The organism is Halobacillus mangrovi, assembly GCF_002097535.1.
GTDB classification, from domain to species: Bacteria; Bacillota; Bacilli; order Bacillales; family Halobacillaceae; genus Halobacillus; species Halobacillus mangrovi_A.
In genome coordinates, this window is record NZ_CP020772.1 from 287,495 (window position 1) to 304,749 (window position 17,255).

At 44.0% G+C, this 17,255-nt stretch carries 18 protein-coding genes; 9 read left to right on the top strand and 9 right to left on the bottom strand.

Annotated features, from left to right (window positions below):
* Positions 1 to 117: 117 nt before the first annotated feature.
* Positions 118 to 831: a GntR family transcriptional regulator gene (locus HM131_RS01620; RefSeq protein WP_232324844.1), complete on the bottom strand. Its 714-nt coding sequence runs from the start codon at positions 829 to 831 to the stop codon at positions 118 to 120.
* Positions 832 to 1,038: 207 nt separating this feature from the next.
* Between HM131_RS01620 and HM131_RS01625 the strand changes: the two genes are divergently transcribed.
* From HM131_RS01625 to HM131_RS01650, 6 genes are all read left to right on the top strand, one after another.
* A complete protein-coding gene (locus tag HM131_RS01625; RefSeq protein WP_085027290.1) occupies positions 1,039 to 2,235 on the top strand; it encodes a CaiB/BaiF CoA transferase family protein in 1,197 nt (398 codons plus the stop codon).
* Between the two features lie 13 nt (positions 2,236 to 2,248).
* Positions 2,249 to 3,157: a hydroxymethylglutaryl-CoA lyase gene (locus HM131_RS01630; RefSeq protein ID WP_085027292.1), complete on the top strand. Its 909-nt coding sequence runs from the start codon at positions 2,249 to 2,251 to the stop codon at positions 3,155 to 3,157.
* A gap of 79 nt (positions 3,158 to 3,236) precedes the next feature.
* Entirely contained in the window at positions 3,237 to 3,488 is a 252-nt protein-coding gene (locus tag HM131_RS01635) for a hypothetical protein (protein ID WP_085027294.1), read from the top strand.
* A 3-nt stretch (positions 3,489 to 3,491) separates the two neighbouring features.
* A complete protein-coding gene (locus tag HM131_RS01640; protein WP_085027296.1) occupies positions 3,492 to 4,979 on the top strand; it encodes a sodium:solute symporter family protein in 1,488 nt (495 codons plus the stop codon).
* Positions 4,980 to 5,007: 28 nt separating this feature from the next.
* Positions 5,008 to 6,252: an MFS transporter gene (locus tag HM131_RS01645; protein WP_085027299.1), complete on the top strand. Its 1,245-nt coding sequence runs from the start codon at positions 5,008 to 5,010 to the stop codon at positions 6,250 to 6,252.
* Positions 6,253 to 6,279: 27 nt separating this feature from the next.
* Positions 6,280 to 6,888: a flavin reductase family protein gene (locus HM131_RS01650; RefSeq protein WP_085027300.1), complete on the top strand. Its 609-nt coding sequence runs from the start codon at positions 6,280 to 6,282 to the stop codon at positions 6,886 to 6,888.
* 576 nt (positions 6,889 to 7,464) lie between these two features.
* Here the strand turns inward: HM131_RS01650 and HM131_RS01655 are convergent.
* From HM131_RS01655 to HM131_RS01675, 5 genes are all read right to left on the bottom strand, one after another.
* The gene (locus HM131_RS01655) at positions 7,465 to 8,910 is read right to left on the bottom strand and encodes a PTS mannitol transporter subunit IIBC (RefSeq protein ID WP_085027302.1); all 1,446 of its coding nucleotides are present in this window, start codon (positions 8,908 to 8,910) and stop codon (positions 7,465 to 7,467) included.
* Positions 8,911 to 9,004: 94 nt separating this feature from the next.
* Entirely contained in the window at positions 9,005 to 9,442 is a 438-nt protein-coding gene (locus tag HM131_RS01660) for a PTS sugar transporter subunit IIA (RefSeq protein ID WP_085027304.1), read from the bottom strand.
* 7 nt (positions 9,443 to 9,449) lie between these two features.
* On the bottom strand, positions 9,450 to 10,625 hold the full coding sequence (locus HM131_RS01665; RefSeq protein ID WP_085027306.1) for a mannitol-1-phosphate 5-dehydrogenase: 1,176 nt from the start codon (positions 10,623 to 10,625) through the stop codon (positions 9,450 to 9,452).
* 45 nt (positions 10,626 to 10,670) lie between these two features.
* On the bottom strand, positions 10,671 to 11,231 hold the full coding sequence (gene hxlB / locus HM131_RS01670) for a 6-phospho-3-hexuloisomerase (RefSeq protein ID WP_085027308.1): 561 nt from the start codon (positions 11,229 to 11,231) through the stop codon (positions 10,671 to 10,673).
* Positions 11,228 to 11,935: a ribulose-phosphate 3-epimerase gene (locus HM131_RS01675; RefSeq protein WP_085027310.1), complete on the bottom strand. Its 708-nt coding sequence runs from the start codon at positions 11,933 to 11,935 to the stop codon at positions 11,228 to 11,230. The genes hxlB and HM131_RS01675 overlap by 4 nt, the downstream gene beginning before the upstream one ends.
* 170 nt (positions 11,936 to 12,105) lie before the next feature.
* Here HM131_RS01675 and HM131_RS01680 point away from each other — a divergent pair, with 170 nt between their 5' ends.
* The 3 genes from HM131_RS01680 to HM131_RS01690 all read left to right on the top strand — a co-directional run bounded on the left by HM131_RS01680 (position 12,106) and on the right by HM131_RS01690 (position 14,848).
* Positions 12,106 to 12,855: a DeoR/GlpR family DNA-binding transcription regulator gene (locus HM131_RS01680; RefSeq protein WP_085027312.1), complete on the top strand. Its 750-nt coding sequence runs from the start codon at positions 12,106 to 12,108 to the stop codon at positions 12,853 to 12,855.
* Between the two features lies 1 nt (position 12,856).
* Complete coding sequence (locus HM131_RS01685; RefSeq protein ID WP_085027314.1) at positions 12,857 to 13,876, top strand: NAD(P)-dependent oxidoreductase; 1,020 nt, start codon at positions 12,857 to 12,859, stop codon at positions 13,874 to 13,876.
* A 333-nt stretch (positions 13,877 to 14,209) separates the two neighbouring features.
* Positions 14,210 to 14,848 (top strand): glycosyltransferase, encoded by a 639-nt coding sequence (locus HM131_RS01690; protein ID WP_085027316.1) that lies wholly within the window; start codon positions 14,210 to 14,212, stop codon positions 14,846 to 14,848.
* A 269-nt stretch (positions 14,849 to 15,117) separates the two neighbouring features.
* Here HM131_RS01690 and HM131_RS01695 read toward each other — a convergent pair whose 3' ends face one another.
* Genes HM131_RS01695 through HM131_RS01705 form a run of 3 tightly spaced genes read right to left on the bottom strand, consistent with a single transcriptional unit; the run spans position 15,118 to position 17,109 of the window.
* On the bottom strand, positions 15,118 to 16,365 hold the full coding sequence (locus HM131_RS01695; RefSeq protein WP_085027318.1) for a DUF4153 domain-containing protein: 1,248 nt from the start codon (positions 16,363 to 16,365) through the stop codon (positions 15,118 to 15,120).
* Positions 16,366 to 16,394: 29 nt separating this feature from the next.
* A complete protein-coding gene (locus HM131_RS01700; RefSeq protein WP_085027320.1) occupies positions 16,395 to 16,616 on the bottom strand; it encodes a helix-turn-helix domain-containing protein in 222 nt (73 codons plus the stop codon).
* A gap of 10 nt (positions 16,617 to 16,626) precedes the next feature.
* Positions 16,627 to 17,109, bottom strand: coding sequence for a DUF2975 domain-containing protein (locus HM131_RS01705; protein ID WP_085027322.1), 483 nt, complete (start codon positions 17,107 to 17,109; stop codon positions 16,627 to 16,629).
* Positions 17,110 to 17,255 lie beyond the last annotated feature (146 nt).

The window sequence follows — 17,255 nt, forward strand, 5'->3', positions numbered from 1 at the left end:
CCCTAGCTTTAAAAACCCTTATAAGCACAATCAGCATTATTACTAATTTAAAATATCATAACCTGATAGAAAACAAAAAATGCCGCCGTAGCTGACTATACAACTACGGCGGCATTTTTATGTCGTTTTCGTATAGCTATCATCAATCGTATCCATATTCAATAGTACCTGATCCCGACCATGATAAATGTGTTCATGCATTGAAGCCCGGGCCCGTTCGGTGTCCTGGTGCTCAATGGCTGTCAGGAGCGTTTTGTGGACGTCGAGGGAATGGCGCATCTGGTATTCATTGAACCAGTAGAACGAACGGAAGATAAGCGGTACGACGACTACTTTGGAAATATGGGAATAGATGTGTTGATTCTGTGATGCTTTGATGATGGCATCGTGGAAGCGGTGATTGATTTCTAGTATGTACTCAATCGTGGTGGATCCGGTGTCAAAGTAGGTATCGATCGCTTCCTCATAAGCCCAGTTTGCCTCGCTCATTTCTTTTATGTCAGCTTGGGTTCGGTGGATGGCTGCCTGGGCGGCGGCGTAGCCCTCCAGCAATGTCCTCAGATCATAAATCTGCTCGATGTCTTTTTTGGTGAAATGCCGTACGCTTACCCCGCGTTTCATTGAGACGATCAATCCCTCTGATTCGAGCTGCCTTAATGCTTCCCTGATCGGGGTGCGGCTCATGTTCAGCTGTTTTGCCAGGTACTCCTCGGTGAGTCTCATCTTCGGTGGGTATTCACCGTGTAAAATTGATTTTTTTATCGATTCATAAGCACTCATACAGACAACTCCTCTGCCTATATTGTATGTGAAAAGGGAGACATATATCAAATCGCCATATCCTTTGTATACAAAAACTAGGTAAAATAGCTAATAATAGTGTTTTATATCTATAAAATGTTGACGTTTGTATACAAAAGGTGTTATTGTTGTACCAATATTTTGAAAGTTTAGATTGTTGTGATTTTGAGGCGGTATATTTTTTTATCTTTTTAAGAAAGCGTTTACAAATATGGTGAGAAGAAGGTGGGCTGTATCATGGTTCAAAGTTTGGAAGGAGTTAAGGTCCTGGAGATGGGGAGTCTGATCGCCGGACCATTTGCCGGGAGGCTGATGGCGGAGTTTGGTGCCGAGGTCATCAAGGTGGAGCCTCCGGAAAAAGGGGATCCGTTGCGGGACTGGCGTCATATTTATGATGGCACGTCGTTATGGTGGCGGCTTCAGTCACGGAACAAGAAATCGGTGACAATCGACCTAAAAAGTGAGGAAGGACAGGACCTCGTCAAATCGCTGGTCGAACAGTGTGATATCGTCATCGAGAATTTCCGTCCCGGGAGATTGGAAGAATGGAACCTTGGTTATGAAGATCTGAAGGAAATCAATCCGGGAATCATCATGGTGCGTGTCTCCGGTTACGGACAGACCGGACCTTACCGGGACAAGCCCGGTTTCGGCAGTGTCGGTGAATCGATTGGCGGCCTTCGCCACCTTACCGGTTACCAGGACCTGCCGCCGACGAGGGTAGGCGTCAGCCTCGGTGATTCCCTTGCTGCCATGTATTCCGTCATCGGCGCGATGATGGCGCTTTATCACCGCGATGTCCATGGCACAGGAAAAGGACAGGTTGTCGATGTCGCGTTGTATGAAGCAGTGTTCAGTTTGCTGGAAGGCTCGGTACCGGAATATGACAAGCTCGGAGCTGTCCGCGAGCGGACTGGCTCGTCACTGCCCGGGATTGCGCCTTCCAATACCTACTTATGCAGGGACGGAAAGTATATCGTGATCGGCGGGAATGGCGATGCGATCTTCAAGCGGCTGATGGAAGCAATCGGGCATCCGGAGCTGGCGGATGATGAACGATTCGCGACCAACAGCGGCCGGGTAAAGCATGTCGATTTTCTCGATGAAACGATTGAGAACTGGACAAAAACGGTCCATTTTGAACATGCCCTCGAGGTGCTGGATACTGCCAAGGTTCCGGCCGGTCCGATCTACAGCATCGAGGATATCGTGAAAGATCCGCATTATTTAAGCAGGGAAATGATTCAGAACTTCAGGCTGAATGACGAGGAAGAGCTGAAGATTCCGGGGATTGTGCCGAAGATGAGCGAGACGCCGGGGACGACGAATTGGCTTGGACCGGAGCTTGGCCAGCATACGGAAGATGTGATGAAAAGCCTGCTTGCTTATGATGAGAAAAAAGTACAGGAGCTTAAGGCAAAAGGCATCATTTAAAGGAGGGAAGTGTATGGAGCGGATTTATATTCAGGAAGTCGCCCCCCGGGATGGGCTGCAGATCGAAGACCAGTTTCTCCCGACGGATGCGAAAGTCGACCTGGTCAATAAACTCAGCAAAACGGGGATCGACAAAATCGAAGTGACTTCATTTGTGTCACCGAAAGCGGTTCCGAATCTGAGGGACGCAGAAGAAGTGATGAAGAGCATCGATCGTCAGCGCGACGTCACCTACACGACGCTGATTCCAAACTTTAGAGGAGCCGAGCGGGCGCTTGCATGTGCCAGTGATGAAGTGAACCTCGTGGCATCGGTCAGTGAAACCCACAACCGGAAAAATGTCCGACAGTCGGTGAAAGCGTCGTTTGAAAACTTCCAGGACATCGCTTCGTTTTTATCTGGAACGGGCATGGCGATTAACGGAACGCTGGCTACGACATTCGGCTGTCCGTTCGAGGGGAGTATCAATGAGGACCGGGTGGTTGTGCTTGTCGATCGTTACCTGGAACTTGGGGTGAAAGGGATTACCCTGGCGGATACGACCGGCATGGCGACGCCGAAGCAGGTATATCGAATCTGTCAGAAGGTGCGCAGCCGCTGGCCGGACATCCCAATTACGCTCCATTTTCATAACACCAGGGGCATGGGGCTTGCCAACGTCATCGAAGGTATCCGCGCCGGGGTCGACCGCTATGATGCGTCACTCGGCGGTCTCGGAGGCTGTCCATTTGCCCCGGGGGCGACCGGAAACATTTGTACTGAGGACCTCGTCCATATGCTTCAGTTCATGGATTACGATACGAACGTCAATCTCGATGAGCTGATTGGGGTATCAAAATACTTAGAATCTCTTTTGAACCATGAGGTGCCGGGACAGGTGATGAAGGCAGGTAAAATTACCGATCTCTACCCAGTTTCATAAATTTTTGTTAACGCTATTTGCTGGTTTTCTAAAATGGTCCAGGTATGTATCATAGGTAAGTTTAAAAAGGAGGAAACCCATGAACCAGACAAGGAAAGAGCCGATTAAGAACGGAAAACTGTGGATTGTATTTGGTGTTTTATTTGCGATGATCACCCCCTGGTATTTCCCCGAAAGCTTCGGCGAGATCCTCATTTATGGCATCCCGCTGTGGGCAGTGATCATCATTATCGGGTCGATGCTTTTATCGGCATTTTTGTCTTACGTGCTGAAATATCACTGGATGCTGGAAGAGGAAAAAGAAGAAGCCGAACAGAAAGGGGCGAAGTAAGCGATGGAATTAGCATTTGCAGGCTGGTCGGGAATCCTTATTTTACTGATGTATGGTTTGATCATGCTTGGTGTAGGTCTGGTCACGTACTTACGTAATCGCAACATCCACCAGAGTCTGGATGAATATTATCTTGGCGGCCGCGGGCTGGGCGTCATGGTGCTTTTCTTCACCTTTTTTGCCACCCAGTACAGCGGGAATACGGTCATCGGCTATCCGCCGTCCGCTTACCGGATGGGCTATGAATACTTAGTTTCTGTCCCGTTTTTCATTATGATTATCGTCGCATATCTATTATTCGCGCCAAGACTGTACAAGCTGGGGAAAAAATATCGCCTGATCACCCCGGTGCAATGGTTCGAAAAGCGGTTCAAGTCAAAAAATATCACCATTTTAGCTGCTATTTTAATGTTATATGCGTTAGGGAACTACCTGCTTGAACAGCTGGTCGCCATCGGCCAGGGAGTGTCTGGTCTGACCGGCGGCACGATTCCGTACCAAATCGGCGTCATCTTCTTCGTGGTCATCATGCTGATTTACGGATGGCTTGGCGGCATGCGCTCGGTGGCTTATACCGATACGATGCAGGGGATCGCCCTACTGTTCGGTATCTTTATGCTGTTGATCGGCTCGATCATCTATTTTGGCGGGCTGCCGACCTCAGCCGACTACATGCAGGCCTATTCCCCGGAAAAATTAGGTGTCCCAGATGGTCCGGGAGTTGTCAACTGGCTCAGTCTGCTTGTACTGGTGGGAATTGGGGCGGCCGTCTACCCGCATGCGATTCAGCGGATTTTCGCAGCCAAAAGTGAACGGACGTTAAAACGTTCCTTCAGCCGAATGGCCTGGATGCCGTTTTTTACAGCCGGAGTCGTATTCATTATCGGAATCATCGGCATCAACGCCTTTCCTGGGTTATCTACGGCAGAATCGGAACAGCTGGTCGGTATGATGGCCAGTGCCGTCGCCAATCAGAATGTGATCTTCTATTGGGCAATGGTGCTTCTGTTCGGTGGGGTCATCGCTGCGATCGTCTCGACAGCGGATTCGGTTTTACTGACGTTCTCTTCCATCATTTCCAATGATTTATACGGGACCTATATTAATCCAAAAGCTACGGAACATAAGAAACTGTTAGTTGGAAAGCTTGCTGGAGTAGTCGCTGTCTGTATTTTAATTCTGGTGGCCTGGTTCCCCCCAGCTACCCTCTATCAAATTTTCGTTTTAAAATTTGAATTGCTTATTCAGATTGCTCCTGCCCTTATTCTGGGACTTTACTGGAACCGTCTGCACAACAAAGCGGTATTTGCCGGAATGGTGACAGGGACAGTGGTGGCTTCTGTCATGACTTTCGTCAACTTTACCCCGTTTGGAATTTTCAGCGGGTTGTGGGGATTGTTGATCAATCTGGCAATCTGTGTGATCGGCAGCATGGTGATGAGTGTATCCGTAGGAGAGGAAGACGAAGCTAAGCAAGTGATTGGAATGTAGTAGTTTGACAGAAAAGAGATGAATGTTTATGAGAAGTACTGCCATGGTGGAAGCACCCTCCAGCAGATTCAGTCCCTGGCGAATGCTTTTGTGGCTGCTGCTCGCACAAATTATGGTGGCATTTATCGGTCGGAGTCTCGGCCCGCTCGGGGTGCTTATTGAAGAAGACCTGGAGCTGACAAAAGCGCAGGTAGGACTGCTGCCGTCTGCCCTTTTCCTTGGGCAGGCGCTGGCGTCTATCCCGAGCGGATTCATGACCGACCGGTTCGGTTCCCGGCCATTGCTTCTTGTGCTTTCCTCGTGTCTTGGCATCAGTTTTCTCGTGATGACCCTGCAGACGTCTTTCTGGGTGGTACTGTTGCTGCTCGTGATCGGCGGGATTGGTTACGGAGGGATGCACCCGACTACCAATCGCGGGATCGTCTACTGGTTTTCACAGAAAAAACGCGGAACGGCGATGGGGATCAAGCAGATGGGAATCACATTCGGATCCGCGTTAGCCGCAATCTTATTGCTTCCGTTAGCGGAGGCTTATGGCTGGCGGATCGTGGTGCTAATTGCCTGTATCGGATTGATTGCAGCAGGTGTGATCGCGTTTTTCTTTTACCGGGATGCCGAGCAGGTGAAAAAGGGCGGGAAAACCTCGTTTCGTGGTACGATTTCGTCGCTTGCCGCGATGGCTGAAAATAAAGCCCTGCTTCTGATAAGCCTGAGTGCGATGGGGATTAACGGGTCACAAATGTGCCTGAATACCTACCTGGTCCTGTTTGTCTATGAACAGGTTGGCTTCAGTCTCGTGCTTGCCGGGCTTTTGCTCGTTGTATCGGAAATCGGCGGGTCACTCGGCCGGATCGGCTGGGGTGTAATCAGCGACCGAATCTTCGGCGGACAGCGGCTGACGGTGCTTGCGATCATCGTAACGGGCGTACTGCTTTCAAGCACCATCGTCGCTTTTGTTCCCGACGGCACGCCATACTGGATCCTCGTTCCGTTGTTTCTCGTGTTCGGATTCACGGTTTCCGGATTCAACGGGATATGGATGAATCTCGCTTCTGAACTCGTGCCGAAAGAACAGGCAGGACTATCCAGCGGCTTCAGCATCACGTTCGGGTCGATGGGCGTCATTCTGCTTCCGCCGATTTTCGGGCTGATCGTCGACCAGACCAGAGGCTACACATTTGGATGGCTGCTGATATCTATTATCATGGTAGTGGTCATGGTGCTGCTGAGCCGGTTGTATAAGCTGAAAAAACAACAGCAGACAGCACACTAATTTTTGTTGAAAAGGAATGGATAAACGATGAAATTCAACCCAGCTGAATTGGAAACCCAGCAAATCTATAAACTGATGTCAGGTTCCGTCGTACCCCGCCCGATTGCCTGGGTGTCCACTCTTTCCGATGACGGCTTACTGAACCTCGCTCCGTTCAGTTTTTTCACCGTCGCTTCCCGGAAGCCGCCGATGCTGTGTATTTCCGTCGGACCAGGTGTAGGAGAGCGCGAAGGGACGGTCAAGGATACGTTAGCAAATATCCGGGCCAACGGGGAATTCGTCATCAATATTTCCACCACACCTTTAGGTAACCAGCTTCAAAAAACCGCCGAACACGTGCCTAGTGAAGTCGATGAATTCGCAAAAGCCGGACTCACTCCGGAGCCCTCTGAGCTCGTTAAGCCGATGCGGGTCAAGGAGGCCCCGATCCAGATGGAATGCAAACTCCACCAGATCGTGGAGCTCGGCAGCGATCATCTGGTCATAGGTGAATTGGTCATGTATCATATCGAGGAAAAATATTATCTCGAACCCTATAAAGTGAACTTGACAGCCCTGCGTCCGCTTGGTCGGCTGGCGAATCAGTTCAGTGAAATCAAAGATATCTTTTCACTGCCGAAAGATGATTTGAAATGATGTTGGTGAAAAAGTGCCTGGTTCCCCGGTGTTACTTACTGCGGTGGTCAGGCACTTTTTGTGGTTTACACGAATCCTTTCGTATATGCATTGGAATAACGGCGAATGTTCGAAAATGATCTTGGGTGTTAGATGACCGTTAATAAATAACTCAACTTTCGTACCTATAAATCATTAATCTAACCATTTAGCTATAGTCGTCTTACTGATGATTACGGTCAGCTGTTTTTACCACCATTTAAAAAGAACTTTCCCAGGCTGTTCTGATCAATAATTTTTTTATTTGTGTTACGGCCGGAGGTATTATGGAACAAACTAAAAAGCCAGCATGCCTGAGGCTGGCTTAGACTTAAAGCAAGAAGAGAAGGATTCGTCTCCTATAAGCGAACCTTGTGGAAGAGGAATCAAATGACACTTTAACAAGAGAGCCTGCCTGTACCATGCAAACTAAAATAGCGTCCTGCAAAGCAGGAGTCGGAGGCGAGCAATCAAATTGCTATTACTTAAAAATAAAATAAGAAGGTTTCCAAAGAAACCTTCTTAAAAAATTACTATTTAAATGAATTTACGAACTACTTATTTCTTTTTTAATCTGTCCATTAATTCTTCAAGTGCCGGATCATTTAAATAGTTACTTATAGCGATAATTTCTTTATCAGGGTGCGCTCTTCTTGCTCTTTCCTGTAAATCTTCATGAACGACAATGATGTCTGAATGGTCGGGAGCATCTTCAATTCTGTAATGCTTAACTTCCATGCCCTCAATATCATTCTTTTTCAATTTCTTTCTGAAGGTGGTGGCACCTAGAGCACTGCTTCCCGCACCTGCATCGCACGCAAAAGAGATGGTATTAATTTCTTCATCTTTTTGTTTTTGACTTGTGGTAGAAGACTTTTTCCCTGCTTGTTTCATAGCTTTGGACTTTTCTACAGAAGCAGAAATGTCTTCATCTTCAGAACTTTTGTCCAGTTTCAAAATGAACGCTGTAACCAGGAACGTTACAACAGTAGCCACTAGTACACCAGAGATGATCCCAATGAAGCTGCCTTTAGGGGTCAATCCAAGGTACGCGAAAATAGAGCCAGGACTTGGTCCGGCGACGAGTCCAGCGTCAAAGAGACTGAAAACTGCTATACCTGAAGCTCCCCCGGCAATCATTCCAATTATTGTAAGGGGTTTCATCAATACGTAAGGGAAATACAGTTCATGAATTCCACCAAAGAAGTGGATGATCATGGCACCTGGGGCGGTTCGTCTAGCCGTCTTTTTGCCGAAGAAAGTGAATGCCAGCAACAATCCAAGCCCAGGTCCAGGATTAGAAGCTACTGTAAAGTAAATGGACTTTCCTGTTTCAGCGGCAGCTTGCATTCCTAATGGATAATAGATGCCTTGATCGATGACGTTGTTTAAGAATAGTACCTTAGCCGGCTCGTTGATGAGAGATAGCAAAGGCAATAAGCCAGTAGCGACCAACGCCTCAATAGCTGCGGTGACAAGGTTATTCGCTGATTCTATTGCAGGTCCTATAAAGTAGAACGATAGAATCATCAATAGGAATCCTAAAATTCCTAGCGAGAAATTGTTAACGATCATTTCAAATCCCGCAGGAATTCTGTTTTCAATAAGCTTGTCAAATTTCTTGATAATCAAGCCCCCTAAAGGACCGATCACCATTGCGCCTAAGAACATCGGAATATCTGATCCGACAATCAACCCAATAGCGCCGATGGCACCCATGACAGCTCCTCTTTGTCCTCCAACCATTCGTCCACCTGTAATGGCTAAAAGTAGGGGAAGCAAGTATTTAATAGCTGGACCGACGATTTGGGCAAGTTCTTCATTGGGAATCCAACCACTAGGTATAAACAAAGCGGTCAATAGACCCCAGGCTATAAAAGCACCAATATTCGGCAGAACCATGTTTGTTAAAAAACCACCAAATGCTTGGACTCTCGCGCGGGTAGAGGGGGTATTCATCTCTACAACATTTTCATTATCCGTTGCATGTGCTGAATCAGCCATATTTGTCATTCCTTTCTGATAATTCAGTAATTTAAAAAGCTACGATAAGAACTAAAGGAAAAGAAAAAGTATTGCCTTTCACGTCAATAGAGATCTATTCAACCATTTTTAACACGTCTAATACTTCCTGCTCACTTTGGGAAGCTTCAAGTTTGTCCTTAATCTCGTCTTCAATCAAAATAGAAGACAAATCAGAAATGAGATCAAGGTGTCCGGAGCTATCCTCAGCAGCTAAAACGAAAAAAGTACGGACTTCTTTGTTTTTGGGGAACTGTACAGGTTCCTCAAGCTTTAAATAGGATACGCTTGTTTTTACGACGCTGTCCTCATTTTTCGCATGGGGCATCGCAATTCCTGGAACGATTACGATATAAGGGCCATTTTCATTTACATTTTCGATCATATCGTCAATATACTTTGGAGTGATCGACCCACTTTGTAATAGTGGTGCCGCAGCCTTTTGTATTCCATCTTCCCAAGAATCAACGGATGGTAAAAAACGAATATTTCCTTCTAAATAATCGGCTAACATATGAACATCACCTTTCGTTTATGGTCAATAATGAATCATTCTCTTTTAATCTACTATAGTGATCTTTAATCTTGCTTTGTAAGGTTGCATCCTCGATTTCAGTGAAATGGGCAATAGCTTGTTCGATTCCTTGTTCACGAATATAGGATTGGATCGTGACAGATTCCTTATCATCAGGGTTATGAAAGAAGAATGCTGTGGCCACAGCAGCTGTGAGTCTCTCTACCGGTAAGCCCAGTTCGAAAAGGACTCTAGTTGGCTTGGTCAATCTCTCATCAAAGCCCAGCTTTCTAATTGGCGATCTCCCAACTCGTAATATATCATCACTTATATTAGCATTTTTAAAGCGTGCTATGGTCTTCTCAATAAATTCGCTCATTTCTTCGGACTCAAAATCATAATGGTGAGTAAAATAACGAGCGGATTCGTTCAGCGTTTCTCTTAAGAATTTTTCAATTTCCGGGTTCTCCAAGGCGCTCTGAATCGTGGAATAACCCTTTAGAAATGCTGTGTACGCTGTTGCTGCATGGCCCAGATTAACGATATACAACTTCCGTTCAATATATGGTTTTAACGAATCTACATAAGTGGCGTTTTCAATGGAAGGTAAATCTGAATTGAGCATTCCTTGCTTTTCGATCATCCATTCGTAATAAGGTTCGACAAGGGTAACTTCACCTTCACTTCTCTTTTCGGATAGGGAAAGTCGATCGATCGCAGAATTTGGGAATCCAACCGTTGACTCGATCGTATCCATTTCATTTTCCGAGACGTTTCTACGAATCTCATCTTTCAATTTAGAAGAAGCATTAATCATATTCTCGTTTGCAATAACATCCACGTTGCCTTTATCTGACTGAATTCTTTTTAGCAGGCCTTTGGATATGACAGGGGCCACCTTCGATAAATTATCCGCTCCTACAGAGGTGGTGATGAGATCAGCTTCCACGATCGCCTCCACCACTTTTTCCTGTGCACTGCTATGCAGGGCACATACAGGGGAGATGACTTCTACTGTTTGATTTTCATCTAATAGTTCCAAAGAGTAGTTGTTGCTGCGATTCATACGGTTAACTGAATCTTCGTTTACATCAACAAAGCAGAGGTCGAATCCACTTTTATTCAACAAATATCCGATTAAACCTTTACCGATATTTCCTGCACCGAAATGTAGCGCTTTCATAATTAACCCTCCTTTGGAGCCCATAGGGCCCCTATTGTGAACAAGTTATTCTAAATTCGCGTGGTATTCCCAAAGGGACTCCAGCTCAATATTTTTATTGTTCACCATCATCAAAGCTAACGTGTCTCCCAATAAGAGTAGGCTTTGTTCAAATAAGCTTTTCATCGGCTGCTCAGAATGAACTTCTCCAGGAGTATCTACTTTTGAACTTACAGGGATTCTAAGAAATAGATCGGAATACTGGCTCATGGAGCTGTCCGGATTTGCGCCAATGTGGGCAACTCTCGCGTTATATTGTTTCGCTTTCTCTGCGATGATTAACGGGAATTTTGTTTCACCGCTTCCGGACCCTACAATGAGTAGATCCTTATCTGTAATGGCCGGTTCAGTGATTTCGCCAACAACGTACGTTTTAATGCCGATATGTGCCAACCTTTTGGCAATGGCCTGTAAGGATAAGAGAACCCTTCCGACACCTACAAAAAATACTTTTTCGGCATTGTTAATCTCAATTAATAATTTATCTACATCATCGCTGTTCACATTGGTTAAACTCGCTGTAATTTCATCGGTGATTTTTTTAGTTGCATAATTGTAGTCGTTCATATAGTTTTAGCCTCCTCCTGTAATCCTTCACGAATCGATTCTTCGATGATCTTTTTGTTGTCCGCTAAGCTATTGTCCGATTTGAATAAACTTGTGCTTCCCGCGACTAAGATATCTGCACCAGCGCTTACCAACCCTGAAATGGTCTTCATGGAAACGCGTCCATCCACTTCGATTTTGGTATCAAGTCCTTTGGATTTGATTAAGTTCGATAAATCTTCTACTTTTTTAGTCGCATAGGAGACTTGCTCTTCGTTTTTATCCGTTGCAAAGCCTGGATTGATCAGCATTAGTAAAACGGTGTCGACTTGCGGTAACACATATTCCAGAACAGATAGTGGAGTTGCCGGGTTAAGCGCAATGCCGACTTTCGTGTCGTGCTTTTTAATTAAATTAATATAGCGATCGATATGTGAACTGGTTTCAATATGGAAGGTGATTTGATCGACACCGATGTTGAGCATTTCCTGGATGAAAAACTCATTGTCATTGGACATAATGTGAACGTCAAATTTCATATCCGTTATTTTTCTTAATTGTTCAATGGTTGAGATACCGAGGGGCATGCTTGGGCTGAAACTTCCATCAATCACATCAATGTGTAAAGTATCCAGTCCTGCTTTTTCAATTTCTTTCACACTTTTTTCTAAATTGCAGAGATCCGCACACATGATGGATGGAGCTATCGTAATCTTGTTTTGCATGTTTCTGCCTCCTTGTTTTTGCTTTTGTGCCTTTTTTGTCATGTTAATGCATGTTTTAGAAAATGTAAAGGGTTTCTTTGCGCTTTTTTGCATCTTTTTGCCCGTTTGGAATTTTTCCGATTGATAAAATGTGATATAATTTAGGAAATTCTAGGAGGAGTCATACGTTTATGCTTAAACAAGAACGCCAACAAAGAATTGTCGATATTCTAAATGAGGAACACAAAGTAATTGCAAGCGACTTAAGCAAACGGTTATCCGTTTCAGAAGATACGATCAGAAGAGACTTAAAAGAGTTGGATAACCAGGGTGTGATTAAAAGGGTACATAGTGGGGCACTCAGAAAAGGACCTCCCGTCGAGGACTTTTCAACAAGGCAGGGGATCTATAATGAAACGAAGGTGAATTTAGCTACCAAGGCCTTAGATCTGATCAAAGACGAGATGGTCCTCTTAATTGATGGCGGAACCACTAACTTACAATTGGTCCATCAGCTTCCTTTGTCCTTAAAGGGTACAGTCATTACAAATAGTCCACCGATTGCGATGGCACTCTCTAATCATAAAAATGTGGAAGTAATTATGATTGGGGGCACTTTATTTAAGCAGTCGATGGTTAACTTGGGGATTGATACCTTTGAATCGCTATCGACCATGAGGGCAGATTTATATATTATGGGGATTTATAAAATTGATCCTGAAATAGGAATAAGTGTGCCGAGTTTGTCTGAAGCCTTAGTGAAACGAAAAATGGCCTCTATTTCTACAGAAATTGTTGGGATGGTCACGAGTGACAAGTTAGATACGATTTCTAACCATATTGTTTGTCCTACGGATCATCTGACGTATTTAATCACAGATCAAGTAAAACCAGAGATCAAGAGTTTGTATGAGAATCAAAAAATTATTGTGATGGATTAAAATGAAATCAGAATTTCATGAGAGTAACGATAAGCAGCAGGTCACCTTTTATACGAAGGGTGATCTGTTTTTCTTCTATATTGTGTTTGTAACTTGCTATAATTGGAACAAATCCAATTTAGAAAGGGAGAGGCATATGCCAAACAAAACGATCGGTTTTATCGGCACGGGAGTTATGGGGAAAAGCATGGTACGTAACTTAATGAAGGCTGGATATGAGCTCAATGTGTTCACACGCACGAAGGAAAAAGCCAATGACCTGTTAGCCGAAGGAGCGAACTGGCAGGACAGTGTGGCTTCTTTAGCGGCGCACTCCGATATCATCATTACGATTGTCGGTTACCCAAGCGATGTGGAAGAGGTGTACTTTGGAGCAGAAGGCATTTTAGAAAACGCGAAACCAGGTTCTTTTATCATTGATATGACGACCTCCTCTCCTGATTTGGCTCAGGAGATTGCAGAAAAAGCAAAAGCGGCTGATATTTATGCCTATGATGCTCCTGTATCCGGCGGTGATGTAGGCGCAAGGAACGGAAAGCTTACGATCATGGTCGGAGGCGATCAGGAACAGTTTGAAGAAATCCAGCCTGTCTTTCAGGCGATGGGAGAGAACATCGTCCTTCAAGGCGAAGCGGGAGCCGGTCAGCATACGAAGATGAGCAACCAGATCGCAATCGCTTCTGGTATGATGGGGGTTTGTGAGGCGATTACATATGCCGAGAAGGCAGGTCTCGATCCGAAGAAAGTCCTGAGCAGCATTGAATTTGGTGCAGCCGGAAGCTGGTCGCTTTCTAATCTTGGACCACGGATGATCGACGGAAACTTTGATCCTGGTTTTTACGTGAAGCATTTTATTAAAGATATGAAGATTGCGATTGATTCAGCGGAGAAAATGCAGATTCCTGTACCTGGGCTGAAGCTAGCGAAGCAGTTGTATGAGGAGCTGAGTGAAGCGGGCGGAGACAATGATGGTACGCAGTCGTTATATAAGTACTATCAGATGATGACGCCGGTTTCTTAATTTTCTGCTGACAGACTAGAAAAGGTGAGTTTAGAAATCAATAGGCGTGGTGGATGGAGCAGTGGCTACTTTTGTTGTAGTACTGCTCTATTTTTGTTGAGATTTGTTCAATTTTATTGTTGATATTACGGAAGATTTAAATCCAAGATCATTTATAAGTTCATTTCTTTATTTGCTTCTTCTGTAGATAACCATTCGCCTGAGGGTTATGCCAACCGTTATATGGTGCGCTCCAATTCGGCGATAAAGGAATCTCCCCTTAATTTTGAGAGAATAAAAAAAACTATTTTATCAATAATAAAGGAAATACTTTTATCGGAAGGGGCGGTTGTGATGAAGAAGTTATTGGTAATAGGGCTAACTTTATTATTTTCGCTAAATATCTTTGCTGGAATAAACAGTGCTGAAGCTACAACTCATCAAAACATTAGTCAAGCAGAGGTGAAATTCGAAAATGATTTTAGGAGGCTCTGGATTGATCATGTTTTGTGGACAAGTAATTATATTACAAGTGCAACTACTGTAGGAGCTGAGGATCAAAAACAGGTATTAGAGAGGTTGCTTAAAAATCAGGAGGATATCGGCAATGCTATAAAGCCAGTCTATGGAGAAGCCGCTGGTAACAAACTTACTGAATTACTTAAGGAGCATATTGTGATTGCTGGAGAGATTGTAGAGGCTGCTAAAAGCGGAGATGAAGCCAAGGTAAATCAGCTCAACAAAGAATGGTATAGAAATGCCGATGATATAGCAGCTTTTCTAAGCGGGGCCAACCCTCATTTAAAAAATGAAGACCTAAAAAATCTCTTATATATGCATCTTGAATTAGTTACAGATGACTTAGTAGCCAGTTTAGAGAAAGATTGGGAAGCAAGAATAGCTGCGATTGATGAAGGGATCACCCACATTATCGTAATGGCAGACGCTATCTCCCAGGGAGTTGTGAAGCAGTTTCCGGATAAATTTAAATAATGACCTAAAGAAGCTCTTATTGGGCTTCTTTTAATTATTTCCATAAAACTAAGGCTGTAAAACCCAATCCATGTAAGTAATATATGACAGGACTACTTCACTATGGTTTCATACCTGAATCGGACTAACCTCTACTATCAAAAAAACGGCTACTGAAGACAACCAGAGGAAAAACAAATCCATCAAAGCTGACTGAATGCTTTGATGGATTTGTTTATTTCGTAATGAAAATAAGCCGAAACTATGCGACCCTCTATTAAAAAGCCTTGCTAATTAAAAATGATAGGAAAAGTAAAGGTAACAAAAGCGGCCCAAAGTCCGTAGACCGGCAAATACTTCGTAACGGCATCCTGGATTGTTGAAAGTCCGGCTTTGTTTTGTAAAAAACGAATATAGGAGAGCATAATCCAAATTAGATTTGCGCAGATTAGGATGTTTACGCCTAGAACAGCCACTCGATTTGGAGTAATCCCATATGAAGAAAGCCTGAACACGATGGCTGACAAAGCCACAAGGTCGATGACGAGGGCAAGACCAATCAAAGCAGCATTAATATAGTCTGAAATGTTCTTATTCTCGTCGGAGTCGCTTTCGGTAATGGTAAATATGGTGACCGCTAATACTCCAAGAAGAATGCCGTTGAAGGCGATCAGGAAATCGCGATCAAGGAATGGATTTTTCCCGACCCATATAATCGTAATCAGATAGACCAACAATGTGATCAACACAAGAGGGCTAAAGATTTTCGCTATATAGGGGGTAATATTCTTAGCAAGTTTGAGATTCATTGATACCAGGTATGCAGCCACAATAGCGAGTGCGGCAGCACCAAATAATACAATATTACTGAAATAGAAGTCTTCTATATTTAGGCCAACAAAGCGGAATAACTGCATGGTTAAAGCTGCCAGGATCATTCCGCTCACGGCCATGCAAGCGTAGAGAAGACCAAATTCCAGATTAAATTTTATATAGGCTAATCTTTCTCTGCCTTGTGAGTAGCCGTTTCCTGTAAATGCAAGCCCTAGCCATACCCATAAGAAAATGGGAAGGTGTAAATAAACAAGAATAATACTGTCTTCACCATTTAATGGCAGCAGATTAAGATAAACCACGGAAAGGATGAACAACGCTGCAAGGGAATAAATCATCCTTCTTTTCGGGGGATTATTGTAAACAAAGTAGGCAGCGATAAAGGGAATAATACCAAAAACCAGGTTAATCGGAGCGATGGCTTCCTGTTCGACAAAATGGAAAATAATCCTCGTGCTTATCCCGGCCAGAACAGCTAAAAGGCCCATGAATAAGAACCCTTTTTGAAACAAGGAAGGTTTCGTTGGATCAGCTCTCTCCTTGAAATGCAATCTTTCATACCAGACACTAAGCACATGAGAATCAGGGTGTTGTTCCCAGGCGTGTGAAAATGCCTTAATAAAGGCTTTCGGGTCTTGTCGATACAGCCTCTCCAGCTCATGGGGGTCAGTCATATGTTCAAGAACCAAATTGTTATTATCCATCGTCCTACCTCCCCAAAATTTATTAGGTACTATCCTTTACTATCTTCATCACTTCGGTATTCCAAAAGATCTCCTGGCTGACAATCTAAAGCCTTACAAATGGCATCTAAAGTAGATAACCGAACCGCTTTTGCTTTTCCATTTTTCAATATGGAAAGGTTCGCCATCGTGATTCCAACCTTCTCAGAAAGTTCCGTTACACTCATTTTCCTTTTAGCCAGCATCACATCGATATTAATGATAATCGCCATAATGTTCACCTCACACCGTTAAATCATTTTCTGATTTGATAGCAATGGCTTCGTGTAAAAGTTTTTGAAGAACCGCATCAAAAACTGCGATGACCAGTGAAGCAAATGGAACAATTAAACCGACAAAGATAACGCCTGGTGCATCGTCTACTTCCGCAAAAAGATAGAACAGTGGCAAGGCAAGTAAATGCAAAACACTGATGATGATCGCACAGTATTTGATTTTCTTTAAAGCTTTTACAGATAAATTGGAGAAAGCTTTATTGTTGTCAATATAGCGTAAGAGTTTGAAAGCCTGATACAAGGCAAAGTAAAAAGGTATCGCAGATCCATCGAAAATGATGTAGACGAAAACTTTTATTAGACCGAACTCTGGAAGCAATTCTTCTGCAATATCCGCTAACTCAGGCACTAAAAAGATGCACAGAGCAAGAACTGGGACTCCTAAAAGAATCACAGCTACTTTTAAAAATAGTGTTGTTACTTTTTCCATAAAAAGCACCTCGCTTCTTTATCGTCATATTCATTTTAAATAAATATTTATCGTTTTGCAATAAAAATTTATTATAAAAGATGATTGTTTGGTGCGATACAAAACAACTGAGTTGAAAGTAGCCTGCATGACAGTTTCTTCCTCTC

Coding starts and splice junctions, on each gene's coding strand:
- HM131_RS01705 (WP_085027322.1), bottom strand. CDS start 17,109: ATGGAAAAAGTAACAACACTATTTTTAAAAGTAGCTGTGATTCTTTTA.
- HM131_RS01675 (WP_085027310.1), bottom strand. CDS start 11,935: ATGCAAAACAAGATTACGATAGCTCCATCCATCATGTGTGCGGATCTC.
- HM131_RS01660 (WP_085027304.1), bottom strand. CDS start 9,442: ATGTTAGCCGATTATTTAGAAGGAAATATTCGTTTTTTACCATCCGTT.
- HM131_RS01700 (WP_085027320.1), bottom strand. CDS start 16,616: ATGGCGATTATCATTAATATCGATGTGATGCTGGCTAAAAGGAAAATG.
- HM131_RS01665 (WP_085027306.1), bottom strand. CDS start 10,625: ATGAAAGCGCTACATTTCGGTGCAGGAAATATCGGTAAAGGTTTAATC.
- HM131_RS01680 (WP_085027312.1), top strand. CDS start 12,106: ATGCTTAAACAAGAACGCCAACAAAGAATTGTCGATATTCTAAATGAG.
- HM131_RS01690 (WP_085027316.1), top strand. CDS start 14,210: ATGAAGAAGTTATTGGTAATAGGGCTAACTTTATTATTTTCGCTAAAT.
- HM131_RS01655 (WP_085027302.1), bottom strand. CDS start 8,910: ATGGCTGATTCAGCACATGCAACGGATAATGAAAATGTTGTAGAGATG.
- HM131_RS01635 (WP_085027294.1), top strand. CDS start 3,237: ATGAACCAGACAAGGAAAGAGCCGATTAAGAACGGAAAACTGTGGATT.
- HM131_RS01640 (WP_085027296.1), top strand. CDS start 3,492: ATGGAATTAGCATTTGCAGGCTGGTCGGGAATCCTTATTTTACTGATG.
- HM131_RS01625 (WP_085027290.1), top strand. CDS start 1,039: ATGGTTCAAAGTTTGGAAGGAGTTAAGGTCCTGGAGATGGGGAGTCTG.
- hxlB (WP_085027308.1), bottom strand. CDS start 11,231: ATGAACGACTACAATTATGCAACTAAAAAAATCACCGATGAAATTACA.
- HM131_RS01630 (WP_085027292.1), top strand. CDS start 2,249: ATGGAGCGGATTTATATTCAGGAAGTCGCCCCCCGGGATGGGCTGCAG.
- HM131_RS01650 (WP_085027300.1), top strand. CDS start 6,280: ATGAAATTCAACCCAGCTGAATTGGAAACCCAGCAAATCTATAAACTG.
- HM131_RS01685 (WP_085027314.1), top strand. CDS start 12,857: ATGAAATCAGAATTTCATGAGAGTAACGATAAGCAGCAGGTCACCTTT.
- HM131_RS01695 (WP_085027318.1), bottom strand. CDS start 16,365: ATGGATAATAACAATTTGGTTCTTGAACATATGACTGACCCCCATGAG.
- HM131_RS01645 (WP_085027299.1), top strand. CDS start 5,008: ATGAGAAGTACTGCCATGGTGGAAGCACCCTCCAGCAGATTCAGTCCC.